The 19678-nt window shown below is 47.9% G+C and carries 13 protein-coding genes; 9 read left to right on the top strand and 4 right to left on the bottom strand.

What is annotated here, in order from left to right; all coding sequences use genetic code 11:
• Positions 1–51: 51 nt before the first annotated feature.
• Positions 52–456, bottom strand: a complete 405-nt coding sequence (locus tag OM95_RS10635) for a cytidine deaminase (protein WP_041873473.1) — start codon at positions 454–456, stop codon at positions 52–54.
• Positions 453–1022, bottom strand: a complete 570-nt coding sequence (locus tag OM95_RS10630; RefSeq protein ID WP_041873471.1) for a nucleoside triphosphate pyrophosphatase — start codon at positions 1020–1022, stop codon at positions 453–455. The genes OM95_RS10635 and OM95_RS10630 overlap by 4 nt, the downstream gene beginning before the upstream one ends.
• A 122-nt stretch (positions 1023–1144) precedes the next feature.
• Here OM95_RS10630 and folE2 point away from each other — a divergent pair, with 122 nt between their 5' ends.
• The 5 genes from folE2 to OM95_RS10605 all read left to right on the top strand — a co-directional run bounded on the left by folE2 (position 1145) and on the right by OM95_RS10605 (position 7793).
• Positions 1145–2056 carry a GTP cyclohydrolase FolE2 gene (gene folE2, locus OM95_RS10625; protein ID WP_041873469.1) on the top strand — a complete coding sequence of 304 codons (912 nt, stop codon included), beginning with the start codon at positions 1145–1147 and terminating at the stop codon, positions 2054–2056.
• Between the two features lie 117 nt (positions 2057–2173).
• Entirely contained in the window at positions 2174–2668 is a 495-nt protein-coding gene (locus OM95_RS10620) for a Fur family transcriptional regulator (protein ID WP_291516133.1), read from the top strand.
• Positions 2669–2784: 116 nt separating this feature from the next.
• Positions 2785–4053: a hypothetical protein gene (locus tag OM95_RS10615; protein WP_041873467.1), complete on the top strand. Its 1269-nt coding sequence runs from the start codon at positions 2785–2787 to the stop codon at positions 4051–4053.
• 66 nt (positions 4054–4119) lie between these two features.
• Positions 4120–6723 carry an excinuclease ABC subunit UvrA gene (gene uvrA / locus OM95_RS10610; RefSeq protein ID WP_041873465.1) on the top strand — a complete coding sequence of 868 codons (2604 nt, stop codon included), beginning with the start codon at positions 4120–4122 and terminating at the stop codon, positions 6721–6723.
• Between the two features lie 38 nt (positions 6724–6761).
• Complete coding sequence (locus OM95_RS10605) at positions 6762–7793, top strand: DUF475 domain-containing protein (protein ID WP_041873521.1); 1032 nt, start codon at positions 6762–6764, stop codon at positions 7791–7793.
• A gap of 129 nt (positions 7794–7922) precedes the next feature.
• Here the strand turns inward: OM95_RS10605 and OM95_RS10600 are convergent, their stop codons facing one another.
• Positions 7923–8861 carry a DMT family transporter gene (locus OM95_RS10600; protein ID WP_041873463.1) on the bottom strand — a complete coding sequence of 313 codons (939 nt, stop codon included), beginning with the start codon at positions 8859–8861 and terminating at the stop codon, positions 7923–7925.
• Positions 8818–9540 (bottom strand): FAD-binding oxidoreductase, encoded by a 723-nt coding sequence (locus tag OM95_RS10595; RefSeq protein ID WP_041873461.1) that lies wholly within the window; start codon positions 9538–9540, stop codon positions 8818–8820. Before OM95_RS10595 ends, OM95_RS10600 begins: the two co-directional genes overlap by 44 nt.
• 124 nt (positions 9541–9664) lie before the next feature.
• Here OM95_RS10595 and OM95_RS10590 point away from each other — a divergent pair, with 124 nt between their 5' ends.
• The 4 genes from OM95_RS10590 to OM95_RS10575 all read left to right on the top strand — a co-directional run bounded on the left by OM95_RS10590 (position 9665) and on the right by OM95_RS10575 (position 19635).
• Positions 9665–11722, top strand: coding sequence for a hypothetical protein (locus OM95_RS10590; RefSeq protein WP_291516131.1), 2058 nt, complete (start codon positions 9665–9667; stop codon positions 11720–11722).
• A 227-nt stretch (positions 11723–11949) separates the two neighbouring features.
• Positions 11950–12951 (top strand): hypothetical protein, encoded by a 1002-nt coding sequence (locus OM95_RS10585; protein ID WP_041873458.1) that lies wholly within the window; start codon positions 11950–11952, stop codon positions 12949–12951.
• A 181-nt stretch (positions 12952–13132) separates the two neighbouring features.
• Entirely contained in the window at positions 13133–16534 is a 3402-nt protein-coding gene (locus OM95_RS10580; RefSeq protein WP_041873455.1) for a hypothetical protein, read from the top strand.
• Entirely contained in the window at positions 16531–19635 is a 3105-nt protein-coding gene (locus OM95_RS10575) for a S8 family serine peptidase (protein ID WP_041873452.1), read from the top strand. Before OM95_RS10580 ends, OM95_RS10575 begins: the two co-directional genes overlap by 4 nt.
• The last annotated feature ends 43 nt before the right edge of the window (positions 19636–19678 follow it).

The raw sequence follows: 19678 nt of genomic DNA, 5'->3' as shown, positions 1-19678 counted from the left end.
CTTGGTATTGAGCGGCAGCACCAGGCAAGTGGTGCAGTTTATGACATCTTTCTAATCAAGATGTTTAGGAGTGAAGGCTTCAGGAAATATTTCTGGGAACGAAAAACTCTTCATTTTTCCTTGAAGATTAGCGGTGTGAATCACAGTTTGTTCGTTCGCGAACTCGGCAATCACTTGTCGGCAGAAACCGCAGGGTGGCCAAGGTTTCTCTGCATCACTCACGACTAAAACTTCTTTGATTTGTTTCGTACTGCCGGAACTGATTGCTTTCCAGATGGCCACTCTTTCGGCGCAGACGGTTCCCCCGTAGGAAGCGTTTTCAACATTGCAGCCAGAATGAATGGAACCGTCGCTCATTAAAACGGCAGCGCCAATCAGAGCATTAGAGTAAGGGGCGTGCGCTTTTTTTTGCGCAATACAAGCGGCATCGAAAAGTTTTTTTTGTGTGTCTGTCATAATCCTGCATTCTCTAATATTTTACTCAGGGCAATCAAGGGCAATCCTTGAATCGCCGTGAAATCTTGGCTTTCGATGCTATCAAAAAGCATGATGCCATGCTTTTCTATTTTATAACTGCCAGCACAGTCCGTCGGCATATCCAGATTCACATAACGTTCGATCTGTTCGCGAGAAAGTTTTTTCATATGCATGCGGGTGATGTCCGTGTGGGGAATCATCTTGTCGCCGTCAAAAACGCAGATCGCGGTGATCAACTCGTGCGTCTTTCCCTGCATTGAGAAGAGCTGGTCCATCGCCTTTTCCTTGCTGTGCGCTTTGCCAAGAATACGTCCCTCAAAGGCCACGAGTTGGTCCCCACCAATGACGACTTTTCCAGGGCCTTTGAGGCTCGCCGCTTTTAGAAGAGCCAGTTTTTCCGCCAGTTGCTGGGGGGAAAGGTTAGGATCTTTCTCGTTTTCTTCATCAATAAGAGGCGGCGTGGCAGTGAAGCTGTAAGCCAATCGAGAAAGAAGCTCTTGGCGATACTTCGAGGTGCTTGCGAGGATCAATTGTTTTTCAGCCATAGGGTTTCAACTATATGTCAAAATGGCTGTAAAAACTATAATTTAAGAGCCAACCACCTTAAAATACGGTAAACAGGTTATCCCTGGTAAACCAGGTTATTCGAAAAGAACTGAAAAGTAGTATGACGAAAAAAACTCTGCCCGATGTGGCCAAAGAAACTCACGCTGAAAAATACGCTCCGATTGATTGGGTTGGAATGGGCTCGATTGAATTGCCCTTGTTGTTGCGACAGGCCGATGGCGTCTATCGTATTCCTGCTCGTGTGGATGCCAAAGTCAGTCTTGATAAGACTCCGTCGCGCGGGATTCACATGTCGCGACTTTATCTAATCACACAAGAAATTTTGTCGAAAAACGAAATGTCTTTGGGGCTCCTAGGGCAGGCGACGGACGAATTTCTGCACACACACGCCGACCTTTCCACGCAAGCCCTGGTGCAAGTGCAATTTGAAGCGCCTCTGGTGCGTAAAGCCCTGAAGAGCGCCAATCAAGCATGGCGATCGTATCCGGTGATCCTTTCCTCTTTCAATAAAGAGGGTGGGAAAAAATATTTCGTTGAAGTGGTTGTCACTTATTCAAGTACTTGTCCGGCTTCGGCGGCGCTGTCTCGACAGTTGATTCAGGATAGCTTCAAACAGCAATTTGCCGACAGATCTTTGGATTTTGATATTGTTCATTCCTGGCTGGGAACACCTCAAGGTATTGTCGCGACTCCGCATGCGCAAAGAAGTTTTGCACGAGTCAAAGTGGAAGTGGGTCCCGACTACAACTATGGCGAGTTGATCGACGTTGTTGAAGAAGCCTTACAAACGGCCGTGCAAGGGGCTGTGAAAAGGGAAGACGAACAAGAGTTCGCGCTTCGCAATGGCCAAAACCTGATGTTTTGCGAGGATGCCGCTCGTCGTGTGAAGGAAGCTTTGGATGCCAAAGCGGATATTCACGACTATGTCGCTGAGTTCAGCCATGTCGAAAGTCTGCATCCGCACAATGCGGTTTCTCATATATCTAAAGGGAAAAACCTGCGAAGTTTCTAGGACTTAGGTGGACTCCTTAGAAAAAACTGCCGTCTAATTAAGAATCAACTGATAATGATTCTTAATTATTTGGACTTCCCCAGGCACTTCTCCTATAAATGATCGTTCGAGGTGCCCATGGGTAAAGACACAGTTCCATTTCTACCAAGACAGCACGACGAGGATATCGTCGTTCACGCGGAACAATTTGAAGAGCCCGAATTAAAACGAATTATCCGTGCTCTTAATCTTAAAGTGACGACTCAGCGTATGGCCATCCTGAAGGCTTTGCACGATGGACGTCGTCACGTCACCGCCCAAGAGTTGTATGAAAAGCTTAATAAAGATCATCCGGATATTGGTTTTGCGACGGTGTATCGTTTCCTGCGCACTTTGACCGAAGGCAGCTTCGTGACAGAAGTTCGTATGGGGGGATTGCCGGCTCGCTATGAGTTGACCCCCAAAGGGCACCATGACCACTTAACCTGTGTGAAGTGCGGAAAGATTTGTGAGTTTGAAAATAAGGCGATCGAAGGCCTTCAAGAAAAAGTGGCCCATCAGTTTGGCTTTAAGCTGACCCATCACATTTTAGAGTTGTATGGTGTCTGTCCTGCTTGCCAAGCGAAAGAATAGTGGTGGCTTAGCTCTTGTCTCAGTTTGGGAAACGTCGCGTGGCATTTCTGAAATTCTCTTGGGTTTTTGGAATTTAAGGGTTGGGAAGTGTCAGCGCAAAGCCGATATGTTTTGTGATGCGGGCAAAACATATTTTTCTGATTTTTTTGGCAGTTGTTTGTCTTGGCTTCAAGGGCAATGAAATCGTTGAGCTTGAAGGCTATTTTAATGCTCGTTATTCAGCGAATTTCTTAAAATCCACCAAGAATGTGAAGTTTGTGATGCCACCGGGAACTCGGGGGCGCATCGAAGAAACTAAGAAATTTAACTCTGGAAATTATGGTTTGAAAGTCGAACTGACCTCGGGGCCTCATAAAGGGGAATCCGTGTGGGTGTACTACAATTCCGCCAAGCCCACGATGAAGCTGTATCCAGCGGAAGAAGAAGTGCAGGCGGAAGCTTCCACAGAGCGGGTCGAGTTAGCGACCCAGGTGAAGACGACCCAGGAAACTCCCGCTTTGCGTGTGCCGGCTTCTGAAGTCGCGGAACGAGTTGCCGAAAATCTTTCCCAAGCCAACAGAACAGTCAGAGATCACGGTAAGGTGGGCGGTCCTTGTGCGGATTGTGAAATTTCGTCGTTGTATTCCCGTGACGTCGTCACGCCCTTGAATGCTCCAGAGAATTTATTGAGTTGGTCGGCGAAAGCGTCTCAAGATTCTCCGGTGATGGAGCCTCCGACGAGAACGGTCAATCCCTATGGGCTTCGTCCCGTTCGTTGCGCCTCTAAGACGGGCGGCTACGATGTCTGTTCTTATGGAGACGACCCCACTCCGGGCAAGTTTAAGTTTTTCAATCGCGGTCCCAATAAGATTGTCAGCAGTGGCGAATCCCGCATGCGCGAATGGAGTTTTGAATTCGAAGCAGGTGCTCGACAAAGTCTGGGCTTTTCGATCAGTGACATGCCCAATGCGACCATCAGTCAGACTCAGGAAAGTTATTTTATTCTTTTGCCGCGAAAGACCTTGCCGCATATTCGCGTTGAAGGAAACAAGCAGATTGTCACCTTGCCCACCGGTGAAACTGTCACGTTCAATGCGCAAACCAAAGAAGTTATCGGCGGCGTTCTGTCTGAAAATGGCGCCATCACCTCTGGTGGCAAAGCTTTGAACCCCGCCAATGTCTCTTACAATGGGAATGGTGTGATGGTTCGAGTTGATCGCGTGGGCGAAGAGCCTCGCTTGCAGCGCGGTGGGACGGCCACGATCAGTAAACAGGGCCGGTCCTGCAAGGTCCCCACGGCGGAGTTATGGCCGGACCAGTCCAAGAGTTCGGCGGCGCGTTTCAAATACTTCTCAGATTCTGATTTTGACGCCTACATCAAGCGCCGCTGCGGGTTTGGTTTATAATAGAAGCACTGCATTTCAACGACGGGCTCTTGCTGTTCTGCGCGCCTCATCCTAGAATGAGGGCTTATGTCGCAAGCAGAAGAAGACGGAATCATAGTAAAAGGCGCCAAAGAACATAACTTGAAGAATGTCAGCGTGACCATTCCTCGCAACAAGATCACGGTTTTTACGGGTCTGAGCGGCAGTGGAAAGTCATCTTTGGCATTTGACACCGTCTATGCAGAAGGCCAACGGCGCTACGTGGAAAGTCTTTCAGCCTATGCGCGAAACTTTCTGGAGCAGCTCAAAAAACCTGAAGTCGATTCCATCACCGGACTTTCTCCCGCGATTGCTATTGATCAAAAGTCGGTCAGCACCAACCCGCGTTCCACCGTAGGCACCGTAACGGAAATCTATGATTATTTGCGACTGCTATATGCAAAAGTAGGGATTCCCGAATGTCCCATTCATCACATTCCTGTCAGCAGTCAGACGCCTCAGCAGATCATTGACGACGTGATGAAGAAAAGTCTGGGGACCAAGTTCTATGTTCTTGCGCCCATGGCTTCCGGAAAAAAAGGGGAATTCCTGGCCGAGTTTCAACGCTGGGCTAAGAAGGGTTTCGTCAAAGCCAAAGTCGATGGCAAGATGATTGATTTGGATAAAGCGACGAAACTAGCGAAAACCAAAACCCACGATATTGATCTGGTCGTCGATCAATTGATTCTTAAAGACACTCTTAAACACCGTTTGGCGGAAAGTATTAATACTTCGCTCAGTATGGCCAACGGCCGGGTGATTATCGAAACTTTGGATGGCGAACGCACTGCTTACTCTTTGCACTCGGCCTGTCCACAATGTGGTTACAGCTTTCCTGAAATTGAACCGCGCATTTTCAGTTTCAATAATCCGCGGGGGGCCTGCGCAACTTGTAATGGTTTAGGCACTTTGGATTTGGAAGAGGAAGAACAGTTTTCAGACTCGGAAGTGGGCGGAAAAAAGCTCGACAAGGTCGTTTACAAATACAAGGGCAAAAAGACGTCTGACGAAGATGATGACGAAGGCGAAGAGATGATTCTAAACGCCTGCCCGGATTGTCAGGGCACGCGTTTGAAAAAAGAGGCGTTGAATATCCGTGTCGGCGAAAAGACCATCGCCGAGCTTGCGGATTTAAGCGCGGTCGAGCTGCGCGACTGGATTTCTAAAATCAAATGGAAATCCAAAGATCAGTTGATCGCGGAAAAAATCGTCAAACAAATTGTGTCGCGTCTTGAGTATCTTATTCGCGTGGGAACCTCCTATCTTTCTTTAAGTCGTCCCGCCAGAACTCTTTCCGGTGGTGAAGCGCAACGGATTCGTCTGGCGACTCAGGTGGGTTCTTCTTTGATCGGTGTCTTGTATGTGATGGATGAACCAAGTATTGGTCTTCATCCCCGAGATCACCATCGACTGCTGGACATTATCGGTGAATTGAAAGATCGCGGTAATACCATTTTATTAGTTGAGCACGACGAGGACACCATTCGTTATGCCGATTTTGTCGTTGATTTGGGGCCGCGGGCTGGCGTGCTGGGCGGGCAAATGATGGCTCAGGGGACGCCTCAGGAACTGGAAAAAAATCCGAACTCGCTGACTGGGAAATACCTGAAAGGTGAAGTGCGAATTCCGATTCCCAAAGAGCGTCGTAAGGGCAACGGTGAGTTCTTAAAGATCGTCGGCGCCACCGGCAACAATCTTCGCAATGTGGATCTTTCTATTCCTTTGGGTACCTTCACTGCGGTGACCGGAGTTTCGGGATCAGGTAAAAGTACGCTGATCATCGATACGCTTTATAAAATCTTAGCACAGCATTTTTATGAGGCCTTGGCGCAGCCATCTCCTTATAAAAAAATTGACGGTTTGGACAAGATTGATAAGGTGATTGATATTAATCAAAGACCTATCGGGCGAACGCCGCGTTCGACGCCGGCAACTTACGTCGGTCTATTTCCGATGATTCGTGATTTGTTTGCGAATCTTCCTGATTCTAAACTGCGCGGCTACGAACCGGGTCGTTTTAGTTTCAACGTCAAGGGTGGTCGCTGTGAAACCTGTATGGGACACGGCCAGATTCGCGTCGAGATGCACTTTTTGAGCGATGTTTTTGTGACGTGCGACACCTGTCAGGGGCGCCGTTATAATCGCGAGACTTTAAATATCAAATACAAAAACAAGTCCATTGCTGATGTCTTGGAAATGAGTGTCGGCGAGGCCTTGGAATTCTTCCGTAATCACTCTCAGATCTATCGCAAGCTTGAAACCTTACACCGGGTGGGGTTGGATTATATGACCTTGGGGCAAAGCTCGACGACACTTTCCGGTGGGGAAGCGCAGCGGGTGAAACTATCCAAAGAGCTGTCCCGTCGGGGCACGGGAAAAACCCTGTATATTCTGGATGAACCAACAACGGGACTTCATTTCGACGATGTTCGTAAGCTTGTCGAATTGATTCAGGAGTTGGCTGACGCGGGCAACACGGTGCTCGTTATCGAGCACAATATGGAAGTTGTTAAAACGGCGGACCATGTGATTGATTTGGGGCCCGATGGTGGTAAAGGGGGCGGCTTGATCGTCGCGACCGGCACTCCGGAACAGGTTGCCAAAGTTTCCAGCAGCGAGACCGGAAAATTCCTGAAACTCGTTCTTAAATAAGGCTTGATTCTTGGCCCGGAATCGACGAATTTTTGGGCATGAAATACTTTACGGGCTCTTTTATTTTCACGATTCTGGGACTGATCGGTTCCTATTTTGTTGGTCACTATTACGGCGGCAGCGTGGGTGCGGGTTTAAGCGCTCTGTTTATCGCTTTTATTTTGGCAATTCTTGAGATCTCTCTTTCTTTTGACAACGCCATTGTGAATGCCGTGGTTCTAAAAGAGATGACACCGGTGTGGCGCCATCGCTTTCTGACCTGGGGGATGTTGATCGCTGTTTTCGGTATGCGTTTGATCTTCCCGCTCTTGATCGTGACTTTCATGGCGCACGTCAGTCCTTGGGAAGCCTTGGTGATGGCGGCGACAAAACCCGACGACTATGCCAAACTGATGTTGGGAGCTCATCTTGAAGTCGCCGCTTTTGGTGGGGCGTTTCTTTTGATGGTGGCACTTAAGTATTTCTATGACGAAAGCAAAGATCTGCATTGGATCCCTGTAATCGAAAAACCCACGGCTTACTTAGGCAGTAAAGTGGAAGCCATCGAAGTGGCTTTAAGTTTGATCATTCTTGCTATCATTTCTCAGTTCCTTCCAGATGATGAATCTCTGCGTTTTGTTAAAGCGGGGATGGCGGGGTTGATCACTTACGTTATTGTCGACGGCATTGGTTCTTGGCTAGAGGCCTCTGATGATCAAATGAAAGACGTGCACAAAGCCAGCGCTGGTATGTTCCTGTACCTGGAAGTTCTGGATGCCTCTTTCAGTTTCGACGGCGTCGTCGGAGCCTTTGCTATCACTCACAACCTTTTCATTATCATGATTGGTTTAAGTATCGGTGCTTTCTTTGTGCGAAGTTTGACGATCATGTTCGTGGAAAAAGAAGCCCTGACGAAGTTCGCGTTCTTAGAGCACGGGGCTTTCTATGCTATCGGGTTGTTGGCCATGATCATGTTGTCTGATCCGTTCCTGCACATCCCTGAATGGGTGACGGGATTAAGTGGCGGTGTCATCATCGTGACGTCGTTCTTGTGGTCCTTGAAGAAAAATGAAAAACAGCTTCAACATTGAAACTGACACCGCCGGGCTGTCGCCCGGTTCGCGCCATCCAGATTTTCTCCACACCAAATCTCGGGCTTCGACAAGGCTAGAGGAATCTGTATTCATTCGTTTTGGCAATGTAGAGATAAAGATGTAGTTCTAAAGGCTCTTCGACTTTGGCGGTGCAGCGACTTCTTTATTGGCCGGGTCCAGCCAGATTTGTAGAACCGACGCCAACATGATAATCACGGCGCCCAGACTTTGAAAAAGACTGAGTCTTTCATGCAGAATCAAAAAACCAAAAAGAGCGGCAAACGGCGACTCTAAAAGAAAGAGCATGCTGGCTGTCGAATCAGAAAGAACTCTCTGGGTTCTGACTTGCAGATAAAAGGCAATGATGCTGGAGCCTAAGCCCAAACACAGAATTCCCAACCAGGGAGTCATGTCTTGCGGCCATGGGCTGCGCTCCTGATTTGCATACAGTGGCAAGAGGGCCAGCAAACACCAGAAGGATTGAAAGTTATTGAAGCGAAAGGCGTTGCCCACGCGATTTGAGATTTTGCCAATATAGATGATGTGAAAGGCTGCGAAAACAGAACAACCTAGAGTCCAAAGGTCGCCCACGTTGATCCCAGAAAGATTCGCATCAACCAGGATGAAAGTTCCGCCAAGAGCTAAACCGACGATCAGATAATTTTTTAAAGTCGAAGGCGCTTTAAAAAACCACGCGTTCAAAAGGGGAACCAAAATTACGTAAAGACTGGTTAAAAAACCACTCTTGGTCGCTGTGGTGTATTTAAGCCCGATGGTTTGCAATAACAGCATGCCTCCGAGCAGAAGGCCGGCGGGCAGTGCGCGAAGCAGCTCTTCACGAATGGTGGTGAAGTTAGGGCCTCGGGCCGCCAGATAAAGAATCTCGCCCACAATCGAGGCCACGATAAAGCGAAACACTAACGTTTCTGTCGCGGAAAAAGCGCGCAGCGCCCAGACTGTGGCGACGAAACCAAAACCCCAAAGGATTCCGGCAAAGATCAGTTCTAGGGCGGCGCGATTTTTAGTCAAAGGCTTCGGACCAGACGCGCGTTTTATCAAAGCCATCAATTTCTAAAAGTTGATGCTTTACTTCTTTGATCATTCCGCCGTTTCCGCATAAATAGAATGTCGTAGGGATATTCTTGTAATCAAATTCAGAAATGAAGTTTTGGACGTAACCCTTCTTGCCTTTCCAGTCGGCACCAGGGCGGCTTAAAACGAATTCAAATTTGAAGTCAGGAAGCTCTTTCATCAAAGCTTCCATTTCCTTTTCATAGTACATGTCTTTTTCAGAGCGTACGCCGAACAACATACGGTAGCGAAGGTGTGGGTATTGTTCTTTTTTAGAAAGCAGATAGCAGATATGCTGGGACAAACCCGTTCCCGTATTCAAGAACACAATCTGCTCTGTGGGGGGTTCTTGGAAGAAGACCTTGCCGAAGGGACCAGTGAAGTTCAAAAGCTCGCCACCTTTTAAGGCCCACACAAAAGTCGAGGCAACCCCGTTTTCAACGAATTTGAAAAGCAGGCGAAATCCATCCTTGATTCTGTCGTCCGAAGCGATGGAATAGGCGCGCAGAATGGGTTTGGCCTCGCCCTGTGGTACGTTTAGCATCACAAATTGGCCCGCTTTGAAGGTAAATTCCTCGGGAGTTTCGGTTTTAAGGACCAGTTCCCGAACGGTGGGGGTGTGGTCGATAATTTCCGTGACTCTCATATGATAGACTTTGCGGACGGAAGACATAAGGGCTCCTTCAGTATGAGAGGTCTTAATAATCCGAAAATCCCAGACAGTCCAATATTTTAGCTTGTTACAGAACCTCGCATTTAATAAAATTTATAAAGCAACACAGCAATGAGGTATCTACGTGAATATTGCGCAGCATCTGGTTTTATCCCTGGTATTATCTTTTACAACCTTCGCGCAGGCTCAAGAGGCGTCCGTTTCTGCAGAGGCCCCTTCCCAACCACCTGCTGAAACTCAGGAAGAAATTCCTGCTCCACAAAGATCGTTGCTTAAAACAGCAGCGACGCGAGAATTCAATAAAGCCCTGTACTTCGATCAGTTGGATAACGGTGTGATTCTTCCACCGCTGGAACTGGAGTACGACTTGACGGGCGCTAACGGCAAACAACTGAAGATCGGCAATGTGGCGCTGAACGAAAAAAACTTCTTCTTTGCTTTATTGCCTTTGGGAAAAACACATTCACAGATCAATCAGGTTTTAAGCGGTGGTGATGCCGGGCGAGTGATGCTCCTAATGGCCTGGCCCGACAAATTGCTAACTCATGGAACGATTGAAATGATCTCGCGTACAGGGACCGTTCTTTGGAGTCACACCTTCAGTCAGGAAGACCATGACAAGTGGATTAAACAACTTGAAGAGTGGCGTAAAGAACTTATCGGCAAAGGTGTACCGGCAAAACAAATCGGCAGATCCGGTGTTTTCGGCACTCAGTTTGGTTTGGATGCCAAAGCGGCCAATGCGCCATTCTGGGGACAGAAGGAATCTTTCCGATTCTGTGTGAGCCAATCGGACGGTCGCAACTCAACGAAAATCTGCTCGCAACGTTATGGCACGAAATCTTCTGGCCAAAGCGTGGTGATGGGTAAGATGCGCATGGATCCAACGCCGGCCCGGGTGTTGGTGCAAAACGAAGAAGCTCCGCCGAAAAATTCAGTGACGGTCGGTGCGGATATGCCCACAGCTTTCTTCGCCGAGTTGGCTAGCGGAGAATCTTATGAATTTGTGACTTTGCCGAACAAGCTTCAGTTGATGGATATTTCTGATACGAAAAAGGCCAACCTGTTACGTATCGTCGGGTACGACACGCGTCCAATCGGTCGTTCAGTCGTTTTGAATCCAGACCAATACAGTGCCTTAACGAAACTTCTTGGGTTTGAAGCTACGATCGGCGATCCGCGAAAATTTTGGGCTGCGGCCGTTGCGAAGAATGATCCGAAAATCTATCTTCCAGGACAGGGCGGAGGCGTCTTTAAGCAGCGCTTTGAATTGTCAGAAATTCCCCGCACTCAGGCCCGCGTTTATCTAAGTAAACGGACACCGACAGGGACCTACATTGATGGCATCAAGTTGGAAGGTCGCAAACAACCGGTGGCCGATGTATCCTCAGAACAGAATTCCGTGACCGTGAACGATAAAGATCCCGCCTCTTTTGTCTGGAATTTCAAAGCCACCGAGCGGGGAGCGATCAATCGGTCCTACTTGAATGTGACGATGGATGGAAAGACTTATAAGTCTTTCTATGAAATTTATAAAGGCTTCCCGCGCGAGCTTTCTGGCCGCTTTACCGGTGTTCAGGCGTCAGGTGAATTTATTATTATGGGGGAAGTCGCTTACAATCAGTGGTTCGAAGATTTGTTCGGTTGGACCAACTACTGGTTGTCTCGTCAACGTTGGGGCTTTAGCGCAAAATACTTCCAGTCCTTCAATCAATTGAAAGTGGATGATGCGGGTAATACGGCTCCTTTGAGTGTTATGACTGTGGATTTTAAATATCGTGCAACGCCAGGGCTGTGGGGACGCGATGAAACCGTGGGTGGCATGCTGTCTTATCAAAGTGTGACGTTCGATCAATTAAAAGCACCTATGCTGGGTGTCGGAGCTTTTTGGGCGCGATCCATGCCGAAGGTTTTTGATGATCTCTTTAACCTTGTGCCACTTTTGCGTTATCCAAAATGGGTGGATATGGAGTTCATCTACTACATGAATTCCATGGACTCAAATGTGACCTTGAATTCATCGATGTCATTAAACTTTCACGGTAAGGTCTTGTGGTCAGATCGTTACTTCGGTGAAGCGGGCTTCGGGATGAAACGTTATGGTTTTACCGATTCATCTGTAAATCAGAAAGCCGAACTGAATACGTTCTATGGCACAGTCGGTTTGGGAATTAACTTTTAATCTGATCAAGAAAAGACGTGTTTAAATTAAAAAAGAACACCCAACTCGGGTGTTCTTTTTTTTTTTCAACGGCCCTTTCGGCCATCTCCTGAAGCTGTTTTAAATGCAAGGGCCCCTCAGAAATGTCACTTGTAGAAGAATTAGACAGCTGTAAAAGAATCTGGCGCGAGTTCGCCTGGAAAGCATTTTGCTTGTGATCCTAACGTCGAGAATGGAAGGGACGTTGGATGCGAATACTATTACTACTTTTTCTATTCATTATAGGTTTATTTTCTTCTCTGGTGGTTTCTGCGGAAAAAGCCTTCGCACAATCGTCGAAGAACAAGGTAAGAGTGATCGATGATTCTTTGGTTGAGAATCTGCGTTGCACGAACCTGACGGTGGACAATATCTATAAAGCCATTCGGGCTGACGCATTCACGGCCGACCGAAATATGCCCGTGACGAATTGGTCCTTCCGCAGTGGCCTGGTGCCTATCGCGGGTTGCTGGGCGCTTTCCAGCACCCAACGGATGTTTTCTTATTTAGCCCGTTATAATACTGTTGGAACCCAACCCATGAGTGCCCGAGTCCCGATGGTTTTGGACATGGTCCGCGGCCAATCGCTGGTTGCCGCGGAACCGCGCGAAACCTTAAATGCTCCTCGCTACGAAGCAAGAAAAGCTAACTTTGCCGTTTTCGCTGTCGAACGGAATACTTTGAGCGATACGAATGTTTACAACGGTCTGTGGGCGGAACTGGGTTTTGGTTACGATCAGTATTTTCATGGTGAGCGTGTTCGTCGTAATTTTAGAGACGACATTGAAACCAACCAAGCAAATCGTTTCTTTCGTTTCGGCAATATCGGGATGACTTTTAAAAGCGCGGAACGCTCTGTGAAAGCCAACTGGGAAACCATGGCGCAGCTTTTGAAAAATCTAAACGGTAAACGTCTGACGCTTATTAATTTGCGCGTTGAGCGAACGATTCAACACGTGGTGATGCTCAAGTCTTATAAGAAAAATAAAAACAATCTCTATGAATTTACCGCTTATGATTCCAATCAACCTTATAAAGATGTCACTCTTTATTTTGATGGAACCAGTGGACAGTTCTATTCTCCTGAAATCGTTCGGGGCTTTGTATACCAAAATGCTTCTCGCCCTGTAGGTGCCTTTATCGTCAGTGAGGATGAGCGAACTCCGTTGGAAAAGGCGCTGTTGACCCACTATAAGGGGCGGTGTAGATAAACCGGGCAAAACTGTAAAAAGTACTTAGGTCTTCGAACTCCTCGAGGGCCGATCTTGGGTGAGTGCTTTTATTTAGACCTTAGATGCAAAAAGAAACCACTTTACTGGCTCGTTAATTGCTAATTTTGCGGACGGTGCCAGAATACGAATTTTTTGACCCTACCCATGAAGGGGGCCTCAAATGTCTTTGAGAATTGTTATTGTCTGTGCTTTATGCCTTATGATGCTCTCTATTGCGAGTGCAGAGAGTGTGTCATTGCCGTTAAAGTCAGTCAAAAAGCCCTCTGCGGACCTGGTCAGCCGTTCTGGCAACCCTTTAGATGTGGGTCAAGCTGCGGCTTTAGCCAATCAGGGAACAGATCTAAGCGCTCTCAATCCTGCCGAAAACAAGATGTGGCAAAACCGTATTTACGATGCGGTTGAAAATGTACCTGGAGCATATCCTGCCGCCGCCCGCGGTGTTCAGTTTCTGTCTGAGGAAGCTGCTTTGCCGTTCACTTACATGGCGCGAGTGCAATCCATCGAAAGCCCGGGGCTGTTCTATCGCCTCAGCCTTAGCCGTTATTCTCACACCACCTTAATGAGAGCGGCGTTGTTAAGAAAACTCGGCTATTATGTGCCATCTCCGAAATACTACCGAAACCTTCGTGTTCAGTTCGCGAATGAAGAAGAAAAAGAAGCTTTCCTGAAGAATGCCCAAGAATCGATGATTTCGGATTTTGAAAGCCGCGGTTGGGTGACTGAAAACAACAAGACCACGCATACCTTGGTGTTCTCAGACGCGGTTCTAGAACCGGCAGTGGCCGAGTATTTTGATATTCAGTGGGGTTATGCTCCAGATCCAAACAATCCAGATCAACTGCCTACGGTCCAAAGATTTTCGCGCTACCGCGCCTATCGTGCACTGATCATTCCGTTTTCTTTGGTGGATGTACCAGAAAGTATCAACCGCTTTTCTCCCAAATTCGGTTCGGTTCTTTCCGGTCACGTGGTTTTGACTCATCCGTCCGCCGAGTCTTTTTCGGCTTGTACTTATGAAGATGCACGTTGGCTGGTCCGTCGCTTAGCGCAGCTTCGCTACCAGGATTTCCAAGATATCGTGAAAGCCGGCGCTTTCCCGCAAGAACTTGAAGAGTTGGTTTTAGCCAAACTCATGCATCGCGCCCACAATGCCTTGGAACTTTTCAATTTAAATGGCGCCGCCAACTGGTCTTTACCTCGTTTGGATATTTCAACTAAAAGCGGTCTGATTAAAGACGGCAAAGTGATGCAGGAGTTTGTTCCTGGATATCCCCAGCGTTTCGCCCACGGGGATCGTCAATCACCATTTCAAGATGGCGATTTAGAGCGCTATCTTGGCATCCGTTCTAAGACGATGGCGATCGGCACTGTGATTAACTATCTGAATGACAAGTTAGACCTATTAAAGGTGAGTGATCTTTACGCCAATCGCCGCGAAGAAATCACCAATCGTATTATGGAGCATATCCGCACCAAACCACGTGAGCCTTTGTATCAACAGGTCGAAGCCTGGGGTGGCCCAGTGGGTGGATTCAATTTGGCGGCCACTCGCCACGTTTCTACGGGAACCTATTATGGCAGTTCGGCGGCTATTCAGCTTGTCGACAATATGAGTGTGGCGGGACGTTTGGGTTACTTCATGACCTTGGATGGTGTTCCAGATGTTATGCCTTTTGCCGGCGCAAACGTTCTTGTAATGCGTGATTACACGCACGTCCGTCCTCTTCTCTCTATCACGGAAGGGACAAAGGTTCCTTGGAAGAATATCCTTCTACCTAGTTACATGAGTTCTCTATCGAAAGTGTTAACGGAAAAAGATTTGATTACTTCTGAAGACGGTAAGAAACAGCAGCCCCTGGATGCCTTTTTGGCTGAACTTCGCGAAGGAGAAGTGTTTACGATCACGGACTCGGTAGCTCTGTCCGCGTATGCGCAATTGACCTCTTCACTGGATGTTTTAATGGGGATCACGCCGTTGAGCTTTATCAACTCGGTCTCTGTCGGTGCGGATGGTTCGCGGGCGATTCTTCGTCAGACAAGCTTCATGCGAACCAAAGAAGGTATTCAGGTTTACGTTCGCAATCAAAAAGCCAGTGCTCTGGGAATGAGTCTGGATGTGAACTACTTCATCAATTTGATGCGTATCCGTGCTAGCACAACGTGGACGGACTTGAATACGGATGCCTTTGTTATCGATTACAATCCGGAATATGCGGAACTTTTAGATACGGAAAATGCGGATTCTAAATTCGTCAAAGACTTTTTGGCAACCCGTGATAACTTGAAACCGGCTTTGCGTGCGCTGTTCAAAAGCAATGATCCTGAACTTCTTTACGCAAACTTTGCCCATAAAAAGTTCGAGATTGATCATCAGTTAAAAACAAAGGAAATGCGCACCAAAGTTCTGGCCATCCGCATGAACTCATTCACGGAAGATCATCTTTTGAAGATCCGTTATCCTCGCTCTTCCGAAGCTCCGGATTTAAATCCTAAAGATTCAGAAGTGACTCTGTTTGCAAATAAGCGGGGAGAATTGAAGGGACGCGATCTGTTAGGTTTTGCGACGGATTGGATCAAAGGAATTCTTGGTAAGTGGAAACCGGATAACAGAATTGATTTGGCCGAGTCCAACGACCCGAATCCCGCTAATACTCCTTTTGGTAAAGCTTATTGGCGAACAGTGACGACAGAGTCCGATTTGACTGTGAACGGAACGCAATATCCCTCGGTAGCGGTGATTCAACATGTTTGGGGTGGCTGGCATCTCAACCGCAAAAAGTTCTTCAAGCTCTTGGATGAAGTTCAGCAGGAGCTCAATGGAGCGCCTTTGATGTCGTACCGTCTGATTGAACCCGAAGCCTTTTCAACCGTCACGGCTGTTGATTTCTATCGCATTACGGCGAATCTTTCGATCTTGCCTGGTGGTTTGGAGAAGGTGCGTGATTTGATTCTGCAACCGGACGCCGATGGGAAACCAGTGAAAAGATCCAAGTTCTTAAGCGGCCTTTTCCAAAAATTGAGCGAAAAAATGGGGCGTAAAGCGCGCGCCAACGACAAGGAAATGTTTGATGATATGTTGAAAGTTCTGGGTAACGGGAATTTCAACGCCGGTAAAGATCGGTATATGCGGGCTTGTACCGAGTACCATGAAGACCGCAATGGCAATCGCGAAAACAACATGCCGCCAACGTCGGCGTGGGTGAATGGCACAAGTTACGACTGTATGATTCCTTGGATGGAAAAGCTTTTGAAGGCATCCGCGAATTATCCCAAGGACAAAAAGTCTCAGACACAGTGGATGACCAATGTGCTGTATGTCTTAGAAGAGGAAATTCCACTTCCGCAACTTTTGAAATTCTTGGGCGAAGATAACTATGTCTTCTTTGTGCGTATCAATGGTTTCCGAAGTGGTGACGAAGACGGGGACCTTGAGTACTTCTCAAACACTTTGGGTGATCCTAAAAAGAACATTGATTACGCCAGCGGTTTGATTGCTATGTTTGCGAACAAGACCCGTATTTCTCCAATTGAGTTAGAACGTTCACAAGGAAGTTTCCGATGAGAAACGCATTATTTATTCTGCTGACTTTAGGAACTGTCTCCGCTTTGGCGGCGGACCCCTTTGCAGGCTTTCAATGGGGTGTGAATAATCAAGGGCAGCCTCAAACGGTCGACTTGGATCCGTTGCATACCTATAAGGTTCCGGCACGCGCGCGCGAAGATGTGCGTTTACCCGCACCTCAGAAAGCCAAGAAGAAGGTGATCGTCGCGGTTTTGGATACGGGCATTCAGAAGAATCATCCGGATTTGAAGAATGTGATTCACCGTAATGAAAGTGAATGTCGGGCTTTAGCGAAGTTCAACGCCTGTTTGGAAGAGAAAGATCGCAAGGAGTGTGAAGCTCAATGGATGGATCTGAAAAACCCCGAAGTGGACCTGGATAAAAATGGTTATCCTTTGGATTGCCAGGGCTGGAGTCTTTTAGGAAGTGTCAATCCCACGACAAAAATCATGGGTCGTCCTGACTTCGGTGACGATCAAGGACATGGGACGCACGTGGCGGGGATCATTGCGGCGGAAGTAGACAATAACATCGGCGTTCGCGGCTTGAGCGAGAATGTTGAAATTTTACCCGTGCAGGTGATCGGTGTACAACCCAGTGAGCCGATCAAGCCACTTTCGATCTATGATTCACCTTCTGAAGAGGGTCGCGAGACGGTCAAGAAAAGTTTGGGTGACATTGTCGCTCGGGGTGTGATCTATGCGATGCATTCAGGTGCGCAAGTGATCAACTTCTCTATGGGGTGGCCACAGACTTCGGATTCAGAGTTCATGCGCAAGGTGATTGAAGAAGCGCAAGCACGCGGAATCATCATTGTCGCTGCAGCAGGAAATGACTCTACTCGCGCTCTTCTGCGCCCTTGTGCATATCCCAACGTAATCTGTGTCGGCGCGTCCAGTCCTGATGGGGCGATGGCACACTTTTCAAATTACGGAAGCGGCGTGGATATCGTAGCTCCGGGCTTGAACATCTTAAGTACTTACCCTGAAAGTCGTCGTCCTGTACGCTTCCGCTCGACCTTAGGTTACGAGTATTTGTCGGGCACTTCCCAAGCATCGCCTTATGTAGCGGCAGCGGTCGCTGAATTGTTGGCGCGGGGAGTCCCTGCCAACGAGGTGTATGCTCGTTTGGTTTTAGGCTCTCGTCCTTTGCTTTCTAACTTGTCCTTGGTGTCAGGTGGATCGCACGAGCAGGGCCGGCCTCTTTCTCCGGAAAAGGAAGTCTACAAAAAGTATTCCGTAGGCGGGAACATGGATGTGGAACAGGCCTTGAAAGTTCCTGCGCAGCCTTTGATCACGATTGCCAATAAAGAAAAAGCTGAAATCGTGTGGGATCGACAAAGCAAAGACCTGCACTTTGAGATTTCTTTCGTCAACAAATGGGCGCCTGTTGATATTTCTCAGGTCCGTATGACCGCGAACTTTCTTAAGCCTCATCCCGAAGCCGCTCGTCCTTGGGTGACAGCGGTGAAAGAGGTGGCTCCGTACGCGTCTCTTTGGCAAATGGGTGAGGTTCGTAAATACGTCGTCTCGATGACTATTGTGGATCATGCAGATCCTTCGCAGTCTCGTATTCCCAGCGAGTTGGATTTGACAGTGGATGTTGCGGTCAACGGCCAAGAGACCCGTCGCTATGTTTTGGAAAGCGAAGTCACGGTGGAAGTGAACGCCAATCTGGCGGGCAGCGATATTCAAACTTTCCCGATAGTGGGGATGCCGAAAGGGCGATTCTCTTTCATTCCTTTAGATCAGAACTTGGATGCGAATACGAATCAACGTGACTATCTAGCGTTGATCGAAAACAAAAACACCTGGCAGCTCTATTTGGTGGCTGACGCTGGAAACGGCACTTACAAAGCTTCCAGTGGCACGAAGATTCAGATTGAAGGCAATAGTGAAAATCTGATGGACAAAGTGACCGCGCGCATGGACATGGATGGCGATGGTCACAGCGAGTATGTGTTGGGAGTTCTTGAGGATAAATCCGAAGAAGAGGACTCTAAAGGTTCGCCGACGTCGTTCTTTGTATTCAACTCATCGCTGAAGCTTGTCGACAGCTTTAAATATGACGGCGTTATGGCAGCAATGCCCGTCGATGCATCACAGATTTATTGGCAAACCATTGGTGGAACGAAGCGTCCTACTTGGTTGGGCGGCGGTAAAGATCCGGATCGTAAAAGGGATCTGAAAGACTATTGGGAAAATCCTGACAACCGCGAGCAATCTAAGTTACGTCTGTATTTCTTGAATGAAAAAAATCAGCTTAAGGCGTTGCGTGACTACGAAGACTATCAAATCGTCGACATTATTCAGCCGCGCCAGGACCAGATTGAAGCGGGACGTATTGCCATTCTTTTAGCGAAGAATCAGGGTTCTGAAGCCAAGCCGTCCTATCTGTATGACTTTGCCACGGCGGAAGTGGTTAATGGTCAAATCGAGAACTTTATGGAATTGGATCTTTTCCATGATGCGAATGTTTACCGAAACATTTTGGATACTCGCGTGGATAAGATTCAAAACCTTGACTACAACAAAGATGAGTTCGCTGGCAGCTTCTGGTTCGGCGAAGGCCTTAGCCGCAAGCAGCGCCTGACTTTGTTTGATAATAAGAACTACGACCTTCTGGATCGTCAGTTGGGGGCACAGCGGTCCCAATTTGACTCCGCTTTAAGGGTCCGCGCCGTGTTCGCTGGGCAGCAGCGCAAGGGGGCCTTTGTTCTTACAAATTCTGAAATTCAGTACCATGACCTCATTTCCGGCGAGGTTTGGAGTAAGAGTTTAGACCGTTATACCTTCTTCCCAGACAACCTCTTTGTCAGTCTGTACATCCCCTTAACTTTGCGTGATACGCGCAATGCATCAACCAAGGTTCCAGGGATCTTTACAACGGAAAGCGCCGGCCTCAGCCGTGGTGTCAAAATGTTGGTACCGGTTTTTGCAAAGGATGGATCTGCGATCGAACTGGTGTCACCGGCGCGCTTAAGATTTAAGTCTTCGGGATGCCGTTCGATGGAGACACCTGTCTTCGATGGTGCGAAAGGGGCTCACTCTTTCGACTACTACTGCGGGGACAAGTTACTCAGAGTTAATTTGACGTATTAGGTTTTAAACAACACACATAGAAACGAATTGAAAACACATAGGA

It is taken from the genome of Bdellovibrio sp. ArHS (assembly GCF_000786105.1).
Lineage (GTDB): Bacteria > Bdellovibrionota > Bdellovibrionia > Bdellovibrionales > Bdellovibrionaceae > Bdellovibrio.
The sequence above is the reverse complement of the archived record's forward strand: the minus strand, read 5'-3'. Positions and strand labels throughout refer to the sequence as shown.